Here is a 14,295-nt window from a genome sequence, read left to right on the forward strand (position 1 = left end):
TTTAAAAATTGATAAAATTTACCATTATGCCGTGTTATAATAAAAGGACTTTAAGCAAAGGAGCAGGCATATGATAATATTACTGACAGTTGCGATTGCTCCAAGTCTGGCGTTGTTCAGTTACTTTTATTTGCGTGACCAATTTGCTGACGAACCTTCTAAGCTTTTGTTTCAAAGTTTTATATACGGGGCAGTTCTGACTTTCCCTATTTTATTTATTCAGTACGTTTTCGAATATGAAGGAGTCTTTAACCATACTTTCAGCCAAAAAGTGCTGTTTCCAAGTATTGTTGAGGAATTTTTCAAATGGCTCGTCTTAATCATTGCCGTATACCGGCATATCGATTTTGAGGACCCGTATGATGGCATTCTTTATGGGGCAAGTGTGTCATTAGGGTTTGCCACAGTTGAAAATATTCTATATTTGCTCGAGTTCGGCTTAGAAACTGCTTTTATCAGAGCGTTTCTACCTGTTTCCAGCCACGCGTTATTTGGTGTGGTAATGGGCTATTACCTGGGCAAAGCGAAATTCACCAAAAACTCTAACGGCCCGAAATTTCTGGCTCTGGCATTGTTCAGCTCATTGGTCCTCCATCTGGCTTATAATTCGATCTTATACACAAATACAAAATGGTCTTACAGTGTAATTCCATTTATGCTGTTTCTATGGTGGTTTAGTTTAAGGAAGGTAAAACAAGCGCATCAATTGTCTTTGACACATTACCATGACAATACTTCGATCATGTAAAAAGTCTTGTAGCCCAAGGCTTTTTTTGTGTCCAAATTTTAAAGTGGCTCCTGTAGAGCTTGAACGGCCATTTCCGCATTTCTTGTGTTGTCCAGCTTCACCGCCTAGCCCCTCGGGTCGTAAGCCGCTTCGGCTATGCGGCTGAAAACCTGCCGCTCCGCCAAATCGTCTAAAAACCCACTGCTCCTGCAGCACTTCGTGCTTCGTCGCAAAGAGATGGACCAAAATTGTTTGGTCCATCTCTTGCCTGTCGGGACTGAATAGGCGGCTCCGCTTTTCTATGTTAAAATATGTTGAATACATATGATGAGGTGACTTTTTTGACGAAATCAATACAAATCGCTCTCGATGGCCCTGCGGCTGCCGGGAAAAGTACAATAGCAAAAATTGTTGCAGAACAATTGGGATACATTTATATCGACACGGGTGCGATGTACCGTGCAATAACTCTTAAAGCATTGAATGAAGGGATAGATCTTTCCAGCAATGAAGAGGCAGGAAAATTATTGGCGGATACAGAAATAGATCTGCAGCCTTCTGATAATGGCCAGTTAGTTTTTCTCGATAACAAAGATGTGACAGAGGATATCCGGTCACAGCTGGTAACAAAATCAGTTTCTGAAATGGCAGCTCATGAATCCGTGCGTACGCAAATGGTCAAATTGCAGCAGCAGCTTGCCGAAGGGCGTGGCGTAGTCATGGATGGCCGCGATATCGGAACCGATGTCCTTCCAGCTGCAAAACTGAAAGTGTTCATGTCAGCAAGTGTAGAAGAACGGGCACGCCGCCGGTTTGAAGAGAACAAAAAGCGCAATATCCATACGCCGATTGATGATTTGCAGGCGGAAATAGCAAAACGGGATAAAATGGACAGCGAACGTGAAGTTTCTCCACTCCGTCAAGCGGAAGATGCGATATACCTCGATACAACTTCTTTGACGATTCGAGAAGCTGCAGCAGAAATATTAAGACTGGCAGAAGAAAGGTTGAGTTAATGTGAACTTGTATGCAATTGGAAAATCCCTTGTAAAAACAACATTAACACCTCTTTACCGTTTTGAAGTAATCGGCATAGAGAATTTTCCTAAAGAAGGAGGCGTCCTGCTCTGTTCCAACCATATCCATGCACTTGACCCGCCTGTAGTAGGGATGACCGCTCCAAGAACCGTGCATTTCATGGCAAAGGAAGAATTGTTCAAATTGCCGATTCTTGGACCGATTTTACCAAAAGTCAATGCGTTTCCTGTGAAGCGTGGAATGAGTGACCGGGAAGCATTGAGAACAGCCTTAAAAGTGCTGAAAAGTGGCGAGGTCGTCGGCTTGTTTCCTGAAGGAACACGGTCAACGGACGGTGTTTTAAAAAAAGGCTTGAGCGGAGCCGGATTTTTTGCACTTCGCGGCAATGCCGATGTAGTACCTTGTGCTATTATCGGGCCTTATAAAACGTTCCGTAAAGTAAAAGTGGTATACGGCGAACCCATTGCAATGGAGCCTTTCCGGGAAAGAAAAGCGTCTGCAGACGAAGTGACCGAAATGATCATGAGCCGCATTCAACAGATTCTGGATGAATATAGCAAAAATAAGTGATTATTTTTGTTTTTATTAGAGAATTCGAATAAAATAGAAGGTGGATAGTTTGTGAAGGAGGGCTACTTATGTCTGAGGAAATGAACATGATGGAAAACCGTGACTTCCAAACAGGAGATCGCGTAAAAGGTATTGTTACTAATATAGAAGAAAAAGCAGTAACCGTAACGATTGAAGGGGCGCCTTTTGATGGGGTTATCCCGATCAGTGAGTTATCAAGCCTCCACATCGAGAAAGCATCAGATTCAGTTCAGGTCGGTGATGAGCTAGACTTAATCATCACTAAAGTAGAAGACGAAAACTATGTTCTATCCAAACGGAAAGTTGATGCCGAGCAGGCATGGGACGAGTTGGAGAAAAAGTTTGAGTCGGGCGAAATTATCGAATCTGAAGTGAAAGATGTCGTAAAAGGCGGACTTGTGGTCGATTTGGGTGTTCGTGGATTCGTACCCGCTTCATTAGTAGAAGATTATTTCGTTGAATCCTTCGAAGACTACAAAGGCAAAGTCATGACCTTTAAAATTGTCGAGATGGAAAAAGAAAACAATCGCTTAATTCTTTCTCATCGGGCAGTTGTAGAAATGGAAAAAGAATCACAAAAAGTGGAAGTTATGGAACACATTCATCAAGGTGATGTGCTTAAAGGGAAAGTCCAGCGCATTGCTTCTTTTGGTGCTTTTGTGGATATTGGCGGAGTGGACGGACTCGTTCACATTTCCCAATTGTCACATGAGCATGTCGAGAAAGTGTCCGATGTTGTAACCGAAGGACAAGAAGTAACAGTAAAAGTCCTTTCCGTAGACCGGGATTCGGAGCGGATTTCCTTGTCGATCAAAGATACGCTTCCTGGACCGTGGGATGCTATTGAAGAAAAAGCGCCAAAAGGTTCTGTTCACACTGGGAAAGTAAAACGTATTGTTAGCTACGGTGCTTTTGTCGAAGTATTGCCGGGCGTTGAAGGACTTGTTCATATTTCACAAATCGCACATAAGCATATTGCGACACCAAACGAAGTTTTATCGGAAGGCCAAGAAGTCCAAGTTAAAGTACTGGAAGTAAATAAAGCTGATAAACGCCTGTCACTCAGCATTAAAGAACTTCAGGAAAAAGAGAAAGAACAGGATTATTCCAATTACGAAATGCCGGAAGAATCCAGCGGTTTTTCAATCAGCGATGTCATTGGCGATAAATTAAAAGGATTTAAATCCGAATAACATGTCAAGAGCTGATCGGAAGATGGACCATATTCAATTTGCATTATCAACAGGCCAAGGTGCGGGTTCGTTTTTTGACGATATTCGTTTCGTCCATCAAGCTTTGCCAAACCTAGGTGTAGAGGATATTCGCATTCATACCGAGACAGGTGATTTGAAATTGAAATCACCTGTTTTATTAATGCCATGACGGGCGGAGGCGGCAAGCAGACCGAAAAACTGAATGCACTCCTGGCGAGCGCTGCAAAAGAGACAGGAATTGCGATGGCAGTCGGTTCTCAAATGGCGGCGCTTAGAGACGCTGAAGAACGGGCGTCTTATGAGATTGTACGGAAAGTAAATCCGGCGGGTTTCATTATTGGCAACTTGGGCAGTGAAGCAAGCCTTAAACAAGCTGAAGAAGCAATTGAGATGATAGAAGCCAATGCTCTCCAAATTCATTTAAATGTTATTCAGGAATTGACGATGCCTGAAGGAGACCGTGATTTTAAAGGTGCTTTAGAACGAATCGAGCAAATTGCGGAAAATGTGAAAGTACCAGTTATCGTAAAAGAAACAGGCTTTGGAATTTCCCGTGAAACAGCTGCCAAGCTGGCTTCAACTAAAATTGCTGCAATCGATGTCAGCGGTTATGGGGGCACTAACTTTGCAGCAATTGAAAATGAACGGCGAGCACGTAAACTGGCTTATTTTCAAGAATGGGGTATTCCGACAGCAGCTGCGGTTGTCGAAGTGAAAAAAGCTTTCTCTAGAGCTGTACTTGCGTCGGGCGGCATTAAAGATGCACAGGACATGATCAAGGCTTTCGCACTTGGGGCAAATGCAGCGGGCTTAGCAGGTTCGTTTTTAAAAACAGCGATAGAACATGGTGAAAAGCAGTTGATTGCCGATATTGAAACCTTGAACGAAGACTTGCGGATGATGATGACGGCGCTGGGGGCGGAAAGCATCGCCGATTTAGAAAATTGCCCGCTTATTATTTCTGGGGAGCTGTATCATTATCTATTGCTGAGGGGCCATGACCTGGCGGCTTTTGCCAATCGGAAGGAAAACTGAATATTACACCTTTTAAGGTGATGGACATTTACAAGATGCCATCACCTTTTTCGTGTATAATAGGGATATTAGAAGTGGAAGGATGAAATAATTATGTCAAAACCGGTAGTAGCAATCGTTGGCCGGCCGAACGTTGGTAAGTCCACGATTTTTAATCGCGTGGTAGGAGAGCGTGTTTCCATTGTGGAAGATATTCCAGGAGTAACACGGGACCGCATCTATAGTTCGGCAGATTGGCTGACACATGAATTCAATATCATCGATACAGGCGGCATCGATTTAAGAGACGAGCCGTTTTTAGAACAAATCCGCCAGCAAGCAGAAATCGCAATGGACGAAGCGGATGTCATTATCTTTCTCGTCAACGGGCGTGACGGTGTCACGGCGCAGGACGAGCAAGTGGCTAAAATTTTATATCGGACCAAAAAGCCGGTCATTTTAGCGGTCAATAAAATCGACAACCCTGATATGCGCCATATGGTTTACGATTTTTACACATTAGGAATGGGAGAACCTTTCCCGATTTCCGGTTCCCACGGACTAGGTTTAGGGGATCTTCTGGATGAAGTTGCGAAAAACTTCCCGCAAGACGACGAAGAAGAATATCCGGATAACGTGATCAAATTCTCTTTGATCGGCCGTCCAAATGTCGGCAAATCATCATTGGTCAATGCATTTTTAGGGGAAGAACGTGTAATTGTCAGCGATCTTGCTGGAACGACCCGGGATGCAATCGATACAGAATACGAATACGACGGACAGCCTTATGTGATTATTGATACAGCAGGAATGCGCAAAAAAGGGAAAGTCTACGAAACCACTGAAAAGTACAGTGTGCTCCGTGCACTGCGGGCAATTGAACGCTCAGATGTCGTATTGGTTGTCCTGAACGCGGAAGAAGGCATTCAGGAACAAGATAAGAAAATTGCCGGGTATGCACACGAAGCTGGAAAAGGTGTCATCATTGTTGTTAACAAATGGGACGCTGTTGAAAAAGATGAAAAAACGATGAATATCATGACTCGGAAGATTCGTGAGCATTTCCTTTTCCTGGATTATGCACCGATCATGTTTGTGTCAGCAGTAAGCGGGAAACGCGTCCACAATATTCTTGATATCGTTAACCGAGTGAACGACAACCATTCAAGACGGATCCAGTCGAGTATTTTGAATGAGGTTATTGAAGATGCAGTGGCCATGAACCCTGCTCCGACGGATAAAGGCCGCAGATTGCGCCTTTACTATGCGACGCAAGTGGCCATCCAGCCCCCAACTTTTGTGGTGTTTGTCAATGAACCTGAGCTTATGCATTTCAGTTATGAACGATTTTTACAAAATCGGATTCGCGATAGCTTCGACTTTGAAGGAACACCGCTCCGGCTGATCACTCGTGCCCGGACATAATTGGAAAAGGTGGGATTGAAAATGGAAAAAGTATCTGTTTTTGGAGCTGGCAGCTGGGGAACTGCTTTGAGTTATGTATTAACTCAAAATGGCCATGACCTATTGCTTTGGACCCATCGTTTAGAACAAGCTGAAGAAATCAACAGCCATACTAACAATCGGTACCTAAAAGGAATCCAATTGCCGGAAAACCTCAAAGCCACAAACGACTTGCCGCAAACCGTCAGCCATTCAGATATATTTGTATTAGCAGTGCCGACAAAAGCAATTAGGGAAGTCTGTGCACAAATCAAAGAGAACTTAACGAAAAAAGTGCTATTCGTCCACGTTTCAAAAGGCATTGAGCCTGACTCCCTGAAGCGGATCAGTGAAATGATCCGGGAAGAAATACCGGAGGAATGGGTGGAAGATGTAGTAGTTTTATCAGGTCCAAGCCATGCGGAAGAAGTGGTAATTGAACATCCGACAACCGTGACGGCGGCATGTGAAAATACGGCATCTGCGGAGCGGGTCCAGGATTTGTTTATGAATCATTATTTTAGGGTCTATACGAACACAGATGTCATCGGGGTCGAAATAGGCGGAGCGTTGAAAAACATTATTGCGCTAGCTGTCGGCATAACGGACGGCCTTGGCTATGGCGATAATGCCAAAGCTGCTCTGATGACGCGAGGACTCGCTGAAATCGCCCGGCTGGGTGTCAAGATGGGAGCCACGCCATTGACCTTCTCAGGGCTCTCAGGGGTCGGAGATTTGATTGTCACATGTACCAGCGTCCATTCACGCAACTGGCGTGCCGGCAATATGCTAGGAAAAGGGAAAACGATTGATGAAGTGCTCGAAGAAATGGGAATGGTGGTTGAAGGCATCCGTACAACTAAAGCCGCTTATCAATTGTCTCAAAAATACGATGTTCCCATGCCAATCACAGCTGCCTTATACTCTGTGTTATTTGAAGGTGTATCAACCACCGAAGCGGTTGATATCCTCATGGGGCGCATGAAGAAAAACGAAATGGAAGACCTTATTAACTTACTTTAATTGTCACAAAAGAAGAGGTTGAGCTCCGCGGCCTCTTCTTTCTTTATGATATAATACGGGGTGAAACAGAACGAAAGGCGGTCAGTTATGAGTTCTTTAGACAAGATGTGGGTCTCCTTTGCGGGTATAGCTTTTTTGATCATCTCGATGGGGATGATTTATTTAAGCAGATACAAATTAAATAATGGAATCTTGAAATTCCTTTTTGCATTAGCGGCATATATTCTATTGATCCTCGGGTTCTTTATCATGGTATTCATAATATTTAGCGGGCCAACAGGCGGCGCTTGAGGTGATGAAAATGAAAAAAGGATTATTAGCAATCACAATGATGCTCAGCTTGATGTTATTAGCAGGATGTATGTATCCGGAAAGCGAACGGGCAGAAAATCAGATTCCTTACGAAGAGCAAATTATTTCGGTCCAAAATGCTGTTAATCAGTTCCGTGGGGCAAGCGGTGGGCTGTTGCCGATCAAAACCAGAGATATGGATGTAGATCAATACATTAAATACCCGATTGATTTTTCAAAAATTTCTCCGACGTATTTAGCTGAAATTCCACCGAATGCATACGAATCGGGTGGAGTTTACCAATATGTACTGATGGATGTTGAAGAGAATCCAACGGTGAAATTGGTGGATTTACGCCTCACTGAAGCAATCCGCACCATAAACGTACGAAAAAGTGCTAATGGCGGCCAAGCCCCAATTTCTGAAATTATTGCAGATAATGTCTATAAACTGAATTATGAAGCAATGGGATTCCGCGAAGAGCAAACCGCAGTCAGTCCGTATAGTGGCAGAAACCTTCCGCTTGTCGTGAATGGCAAAGGTGATGTGTTTGTAGACTACTCGATGGATTTATATACAGCGCTTCAGGAGTATGAAGGAACAGTGGAACCTGGTCAAGATATCAGATTTTTATTATACGAAGACAGCCCTGTTGTTCCAGCTTATTCACTTCCTTATACCGTGAATGAAAAAAATGAACCTGTCTTTAAAGTTGAGTAAAATCGCAGTAATAGTGCGGTTTTGACGGAAATTGTAAATATTTAGGTAAATTACTCCATTATTTGCTTTTTTTATTGCCAAACCGCCCTATTAGTTGTTGCTATGCGATTTTCGATATGATACTCTTTTTACAGGATTGAAGTATTGTATCCCCTTTGAGAGGAGGTGAATAGCATGAACAAGACAGAATTAGTGAACTCTGTTGCTGAAGCAGCTGAACTTTCTCGTAAAGACGCTGCAAAAGCAGTTGACGCTGCATTTGAGGCGATTCAAAACGCTCTAACTCAAGGTGACAAAGTACAATTAATCGGATTTGGTAACTTTGAAGTACGCGAACGCGCAGCGCGCAAAGGACGTAACCCGCAAACTGGTGCTGAAATCGAAATCGCTGCAAGCAAGGTTCCTGCATTTAAGCCAGGTAAAGCGCTTAAAGACGCAGTGAAATAATTTTCAGTGCAGTACATAGAATGGCTTTTTCGTGACTTGTTCACGTAAAAGCCATTCTTTTTTTGAGCTAACAGTTTTGCGTATAACGTGGCTATATGCTACGATTCATGTGAGAAAAAACAAGGGAAACCTAAACGGTTGCTGCAGTCATAAAAAAGTAACTTCTCCCGGTGGGAATCTTACGGACCGTTAAAGCTAGAAAAATCCGATTTGTCTTTTACAGGAGGAAACAACGTGATAGATATAGATTCGAAAAAAGTAGATTTAGATAAAATAGAAAAAGCGGTTACCATGATTCTTGAAGCGGTAGGAGAAGACCCAAGCAGAGAAGGATTGCTGGATACACCGAAGCGTGTGGCCAAGATGTATGCTGAAGTATTTTCCGGCTTGAAAGAAGATCCAAAAGAATATTTCAGTACGGTTTTCCACGAAGGGCATGAGGAATTGGTTCTTGTAAAAGACATTCCTTTTTATTCGACTTGTGAGCATCACCTCGTGCCGTTTTTTGGTAAAGCCCATATTGCCTATATCCCTCGGGATGGTGTTGTAACCGGATTAAGCAAATTGGCCCGTGCCGTAGAAACAGTGGCAAAACGGCCTCAGCTGCAGGAGCGGATCACTTCGACCCTTGCTGACTCTTTGATGGAAACCCTAAACCCTCATGGCGTATACGTGATGGTTGAAGCGGAACATATGTGCATGACAATGAGAGGCATCAAAAAGCCAGGCGCTAAAACAGTGACAGCTGTAGCAAGAGGCCTGCTCGAAAAAGATGATATTAAACGATCAGAAGTCATTACTTATATCAATATGAACTAATTGAACTTTTAAAGAAACGGGTGAAGAAATGGCTCAAACAGAATACATTGTAATTCGCGCATTAGAAGACGGCGTAAACGTCATCGGTTTAACTCGCGGTAATGACACAAAATTTCACCATACCGAAAAATTGGATACAGGTGAAGTCATGATTGCCCAATTCACCGAACACACGTCAGCGATGAAAATTCGCGGCAAAGCGGAAATTCAAACAGCCCATGGCCTGGTAGAAAGTGAAGCGAAAAAATAGGCATTATTGGATGAAGGCGAGCCTTTGCTTATGATATACTAGGGTAATATGGCTAAATCATGAATGGAGCAAGCAGTATGAATGAACAACTAATACATTCAAAAATCACTTCTATGGAACTCGACGTCTTAAAAGCTATGAGGCAGCGGACGCTCGAGAATTTTACGGAAGGTCCATCAGTTGAACGGGCACGTTTGTTTTTTTTGTTGTTGCCTTTTTTTGACGAAAATCATTGGTCAGGTGAAATAGAGGCTTCAGCAAAAACAGTTTCAATTGTTTATGCTGCTCTTCATGCCCATGATCAAGTGAAAGAAAATTTGGTTGTATCAACGAAAAAACAGCAGTTAACTGTATTGGCTGGAGATTTTTACAGCGGCATTTATTATCAGATGCTGGCGAATTTAAACAATATAACAATGATTCAGCGTCTGGCTACGGCCATCATTAAAGTGAGTGAAAACAAAGCCTCGTTTTATGATGGATTAGTCCGTTCAGTTGAAGAAATCGACGGCTCAGTCCAAGAGATTGAAACGGAATTGTTGACGACTTTTTATAAATTTTACGGATTCGAGAAATATGCACCGCTGGCGACGTTAATGCTCAGCTATATCCGATATGCGGAAGAGCTGGAATGTCTGCAAACTAACAGCCAGACACGGATTCTTCGATTGTTGAACCAGACTCTTCAGCACCCTTTACATACAGAGCGTTGGCTCCTGGAGAAGCTGGATATCTTGCATGAAGATATTTCACTCACAATCAATTCCTTTAATTTCAACTATGAACTCAAGAGCTTTATGCTCCATCAAATAACCCCGCACCAGCATAGAGCTGAGCAGCTAACCCGAGAAGGATGACTGATATGCAAAAAACGAAAGAACAGCGTGTACATGAAGTTTTTGAAAAAATATCCGACAATTACGACCAGATGAATTCTGTCATCAGTTTTCAGCAGCATAGTAAATGGCGCAAAGACACGATGGACAAAATGCAGGTGCCTAAAGGGGCAGCTGCAATTGATGTATGTTGTGGCACTGCGGATTGGACAATTGCATTAGCTGAAGCGACAGGCGAGACAGGCAAAGTGGTCGGATTGGATTTCAGCCAGAATATGTTGAATGTTGGAATCGAGAAAACCAAACACATGCCCCAAGTAAAGTTGGTCCAAGGAAATGCGATGTCATTGCCGTTTCCGGACAATTCATTTGATTTTGCGACAATCGGGTTTGGTCTTCGCAATGTTCCGGATTATCAGCAGGTGCTTTCAGAAATGCACCGTGTTCTAAAGCCGGGTGGAATGATTGCATGCCTTGAAACGTCACAGCCGAACAATTTATTGTTCAAGCCGTTTTTCCGGTTTTATTTCCGATTCATCATGCCGGTATTCGGCAAGTTATTCGCAAAAAGCTACAAGGAATATTCCTGGCTGCAAGAATCGGCTAAAAGTTTTCCGGGGATGAAACAGTTGGCTAAACTGTTCACCCAAGTCGGTTTTGAAAAAGTGAAATACAAACCTTATACTGGCGGTGCGGCTGCATTGCACTTAGGTATTAAAAAAGTAAAATAGCGGGAGAAGGTTTTTTAAGTGGAAAAGGTGAAGTTGAAATTGCTCTATTCCGACCTTAAACCGGAACTAGATATGATTGAAAAAGAATTAGAACAGGCAGTGGATTCCGAATCTCACCTATTAAACGAAGCTTCTCTTCACTTATTGCAGGCCGGAGGGAAACGGATCCGACCTGTTTTTGTTTTGCTTGCAGGCAAATTCGGCAATTACAATATTGATGTGATGAAACAAGTCGCCGTCCCTTTAGAGCTGATCCATATGGCTTCGCTTGTCCATGACGATGTCATAGATGACTCGGATATCCGAAGAGGCAAACCGACAGTAAAAGCGGAATGGAATAACAGCGTCGCCATGTATACCGGAGATTTTATATTGGCACGGGCATTGGAGTATATCACAGATATCGATTCCCCGAGACTCCATCACATCTTGTCCAAGACGATGATTGAAGTTTGCCGAGGCGAAATCATTCAGATAGAAGATAAATATAAACTTGATCAGAATTTAAGAGATTATTTGCGGCGCATTAAACGCAAAACGGCTTTGCTTATTTCGTCAAGCTGTGAATTGGGAGCCTTAGTCTCAGGGACTGATGAAAAAACGGCCGCTCACCTGCGAAGATTCGGTTATTTTATTGGCATGTCGTTTCAGATTATCGATGATATTTTGGACTTTACTTCAACAGATGAAGAGCTTGGAAAGCCGGCTGGAAGCGATTTTATTCAAGGGAATATCACTTTGCCGGTTTTATGTGCCCGCCGCGATCCGGAAGTATACAGCCTATTAAAAAACAGCCTTCAAAGAGAGTTGACTGACAAAGAACGGCTATTAGTCGTTAAAACCATCCGCAACAGCCCGGGAATTGCTGAATCGAAAGCCATCAGTGAACGATATCTGAAAAAGGCGTTGCAGGAACTCGATTACCTGCCAAAAAGCTCCGCCAATAAAACCATGCGAAAAATTGCCTTTTTCATTGGAAAGAGAAAGTTTTAACCAGGCGGTTGACAAATAGCTCCAAACTGATAGTATTTTTTAAGGTGGGCAAAAAGCCCGAGCTTTAAATAGAGGAGTGTTCATAATGGAAAAAACTTTCTTGATGGTTAAGCCGGATGGCGTACAACGCAATGTTATCGGTGAAATCGTAGCACGTTTTGAGAAAAAAGGTTACCACTTGGTAGGCGCTAAATTGATGCAGATTCCAACTGAATTGGCTGAACAGCATTACGGCGAACATAAAGAACGCCCTTTCTTCGGCGAATTGGTTGAATTCATCACTTCTGGCCCTGTATTCGCAATGGTTTGGGAAGGCGAAAACGTTATCTTGACTGCACGTCAAATGATGGGTGCTACTAACCCTAAAGATGCAGCTCCAGGAACAATCCGCGGCGACTTCGCAGTTACTGTCGGCAAAAACATGATCCACGGTTCGGATTCAGCTGAAAGCGCTGAGCGCGAAATCGGCTTGTTCTTCAAAGAAGAAGAATTGGTATCATACGAAAAAACAATGAACAACTGGGTAAACTAATCCAGGTGAAAAAGCAGCTTAGCTGCTTTTTTATTTTGGCTTTGTTAATAGTATGTGTCTTACATAATTTTGGTATGAGTTTGAAAGATATTTTGCTTAGGTTGAAGAGCTTGAAGAAATCCCTTCAACTCTTTTTCATGTCTCGAAGCTAGCGCAGCGATGCAGAGACAGGTGGACGCCCGCTCACGGCAAGTCTGGCAGTTTTGCGGAATATCTTCAATCAACTAACTATATTTATTTCATCTTCTTAACTGTCCATTATCATTTGGGCAGTTTTTTTATTTCACGATAATTGTTTCAAAATAGTTTAACGTTAGTTGAAAGAATAGTGAAGGTTAAAATTCCCAATAGATTGAAGTTTCACTTTATCTGAATTTAAGATAGAATTGATGAAATACTATATGTTATAGTGATACATAAATACTTTAGTGCGTTGAAGGGAGAAAGTGTCATGCGTTATTTAACAGCAGGAGAATCACACGGTCCACAATTGACCGCCATCATTGAGGGGTTGCCGGCACAATTGCCGCTGACTGCAGAAATGATCAACAAGGAATTAAAAAGACGGCAAGGCGGACATGGACGCGGCCGGAGAATGCAGATTGAGAAAGATACAGTTGAAATAGTATCAGGCGTACGCCACGGCAAAACACTTGGCTCGCCGGTAGCTCTAGTGGTCAAAAATGACGACTGGAAACATTGGACGAATATTATGGGCATTGAGCCGATTGAAGATACTGATGAAGTGAAACGCCAGATTACGCGTCCGCGCCCAGGGCATGCCGATTTGAATGGCGGCATGAAATATGGACACCGGGACCTTCGCAATGTGCTTGAGCGTTCTTCTGCGCGGGAAACGACTGTACGAGTCGCGGTAGGGGCAGTTGCTAAGCAATTGCTGTCCCAGATGGGTGTGGAAATCGTAGCCCATGTAACCGAAATTGGCGGAATTAAAGTGAATCCGGAAAGCTACCAAGGTAAAACGGCAGCTGAAATTCGGGAAATCGTTGAGAACGATGCAGTATACTGTGCAGATCCTGCCGTAACCAAACAAATGACGGATTTGATCGACGAAGCGAAAAAGAATGGCGACTCCATCGGAGGAACGGTCGAAGTAATAGTGGAAGGCATGCCAGCAGGAATCGGCAGCTATGTCCATTATGACCGCAAATTGGATGCGAAAATTGCTGCTGCCGTCATGAGCATCAATGCGTTTAAAGGCGTGGAGTTTGGAATTGGCTTTGAAATGGCAAGAAGACCAGGCAGCGAAGTGCATGACGAAATCCAATGGACTGAAGGTGTGGGCTATACGCGCCAAACAAATAACCTTGGCGGCTTTGAAGGCGGAATGACCACCGGAATGCCGATTGTTGTACGTGGTGTTATGAAACCAATTCCGACACTTTATAAACCGCTTCAAAGTGTCGATATTGAAACGAAAGAACCTTTCCAGGCAAGCATCGAACGTTCGGACAGCTGTGCGGTTCCAGCGGCATCCATAGTCGCAGAGCATGTAGTGGCGTGGGAAGTGGCCAATGCACTGCTAGAGCAATTTGATGCGGATCAAATGCCTCGCCTGAAAGAAAATCTGCAGAACTACTTAAACTACACAAAGGAGTTCTAAA

At 43.3% G+C, this 14,295-nt stretch carries 16 protein-coding genes and 1 pseudogene; all 17 read left to right on the plus strand.

Annotation, left to right across the window (positions count from 1 at the left end):
• Window positions 1-70 precede the first annotated feature (70 nt).
• The 17 genes and pseudogenes from prsW to aroC all read left to right on the plus strand — a co-directional run bounded on the left by prsW (window position 71) and on the right by aroC (window position 14,294).
• Complete coding sequence (prsW, locus tag AC3AQ9_RS02170) at window positions 71-748, plus strand: glutamic-type intramembrane protease PrsW (protein ID WP_488305814.1); 678 nt, start codon at window positions 71-73, stop codon at window positions 746-748.
• A gap of 320 nt (window positions 749-1,068) precedes the next feature.
• Window positions 1,069-1,743, plus strand: a complete 675-nt coding sequence (gene cmk / locus AC3AQ9_RS02175; RefSeq protein WP_488305815.1) for a (d)CMP kinase — start codon at window positions 1,069-1,071, stop codon at window positions 1,741-1,743.
• A 1-nt stretch (window position 1,744) separates the two neighbouring features.
• Entirely contained in the window at window positions 1,745-2,335 is a 591-nt protein-coding gene (locus AC3AQ9_RS02180) for a lysophospholipid acyltransferase family protein (protein ID WP_488305816.1), read from the plus strand.
• 68 nt (window positions 2,336-2,403) lie between these two features.
• The gene (gene rpsA, locus AC3AQ9_RS02185) at window positions 2,404-3,549 is read left to right on the plus strand and encodes a 30S ribosomal protein S1 (protein ID WP_488305817.1); all 1,146 of its coding nucleotides are present in this window, start codon (window positions 2,404-2,406) and stop codon (window positions 3,547-3,549) included.
• Window position 3,550: 1 nt separating this feature from the next.
• Window positions 3,551-4,605 (plus strand): annotated as a pseudogene (gene fni / locus AC3AQ9_RS02190) (type 2 isopentenyl-diphosphate Delta-isomerase).
• 93 nt (window positions 4,606-4,698) lie between these two features.
• On the plus strand, window positions 4,699-6,009 hold the full coding sequence (gene der, locus AC3AQ9_RS02195) for a ribosome biogenesis GTPase Der (RefSeq protein WP_488305818.1): 1,311 nt from the start codon (window positions 4,699-4,701) through the stop codon (window positions 6,007-6,009).
• Between the two features lie 21 nt (window positions 6,010-6,030).
• Window positions 6,031-7,050 carry an NAD(P)H-dependent glycerol-3-phosphate dehydrogenase gene (locus AC3AQ9_RS02200; RefSeq protein ID WP_488305819.1) on the plus strand — a complete coding sequence of 340 codons (1,020 nt, stop codon included), beginning with the start codon at window positions 6,031-6,033 and terminating at the stop codon, window positions 7,048-7,050.
• Window positions 7,051-7,137: 87 nt separating this feature from the next.
• Complete coding sequence (locus tag AC3AQ9_RS02205) at window positions 7,138-7,341, plus strand: DUF2768 domain-containing protein (protein ID WP_488305820.1); 204 nt, start codon at window positions 7,138-7,140, stop codon at window positions 7,339-7,341.
• A gap of 10 nt (window positions 7,342-7,351) precedes the next feature.
• Window positions 7,352-8,062 (plus strand): YphF family lipoprotein, encoded by a 711-nt coding sequence (locus AC3AQ9_RS02210; protein ID WP_488306806.1) that lies wholly within the window; start codon window positions 7,352-7,354, stop codon window positions 8,060-8,062.
• Between the two features lie 174 nt (window positions 8,063-8,236).
• Window positions 8,237-8,509, plus strand: a complete 273-nt coding sequence (gene hbs, locus AC3AQ9_RS02215; protein ID WP_036801889.1) for a non-specific DNA-binding protein Hbs — start codon at window positions 8,237-8,239, stop codon at window positions 8,507-8,509.
• 234 nt (window positions 8,510-8,743) lie between these two features.
• Complete coding sequence (gene folE, locus AC3AQ9_RS02220; RefSeq protein WP_488305821.1) at window positions 8,744-9,328, plus strand: GTP cyclohydrolase I FolE; 585 nt, start codon at window positions 8,744-8,746, stop codon at window positions 9,326-9,328.
• 28 nt (window positions 9,329-9,356) lie between these two features.
• Window positions 9,357-9,578 carry a trp RNA-binding attenuation protein MtrB gene (gene mtrB / locus AC3AQ9_RS02225; protein ID WP_488305822.1) on the plus strand — a complete coding sequence of 74 codons (222 nt, stop codon included), beginning with the start codon at window positions 9,357-9,359 and terminating at the stop codon, window positions 9,576-9,578.
• A gap of 77 nt (window positions 9,579-9,655) precedes the next feature.
• Entirely contained in the window at window positions 9,656-10,435 is a 780-nt protein-coding gene (locus tag AC3AQ9_RS02230) for a heptaprenyl diphosphate synthase component 1 (protein ID WP_488305823.1), read from the plus strand.
• Between the two features lie 5 nt (window positions 10,436-10,440).
• Entirely contained in the window at window positions 10,441-11,145 is a 705-nt protein-coding gene (locus AC3AQ9_RS02235) for a demethylmenaquinone methyltransferase (RefSeq protein WP_488305824.1), read from the plus strand.
• An 18-nt stretch (window positions 11,146-11,163) separates the two neighbouring features.
• Window positions 11,164-12,138 (plus strand): heptaprenyl diphosphate synthase component II, encoded by a 975-nt coding sequence (gene hepT / locus AC3AQ9_RS02240; protein WP_488305825.1) that lies wholly within the window; start codon window positions 11,164-11,166, stop codon window positions 12,136-12,138.
• 85 nt (window positions 12,139-12,223) lie between these two features.
• Window positions 12,224-12,670 (plus strand): nucleoside-diphosphate kinase, encoded by a 447-nt coding sequence (ndk, locus tag AC3AQ9_RS02245; protein ID WP_488305826.1) that lies wholly within the window; start codon window positions 12,224-12,226, stop codon window positions 12,668-12,670.
• Window positions 12,671-13,121: 451 nt separating this feature from the next.
• On the plus strand, window positions 13,122-14,294 hold the full coding sequence (gene aroC / locus AC3AQ9_RS02250; RefSeq protein ID WP_488305827.1) for a chorismate synthase: 1,173 nt from the start codon (window positions 13,122-13,124) through the stop codon (window positions 14,292-14,294).
• Window position 14,295 lies beyond the last annotated feature (1 nt).

This window comes from Planococcus sp. VCh962, from assembly GCF_057748275.1.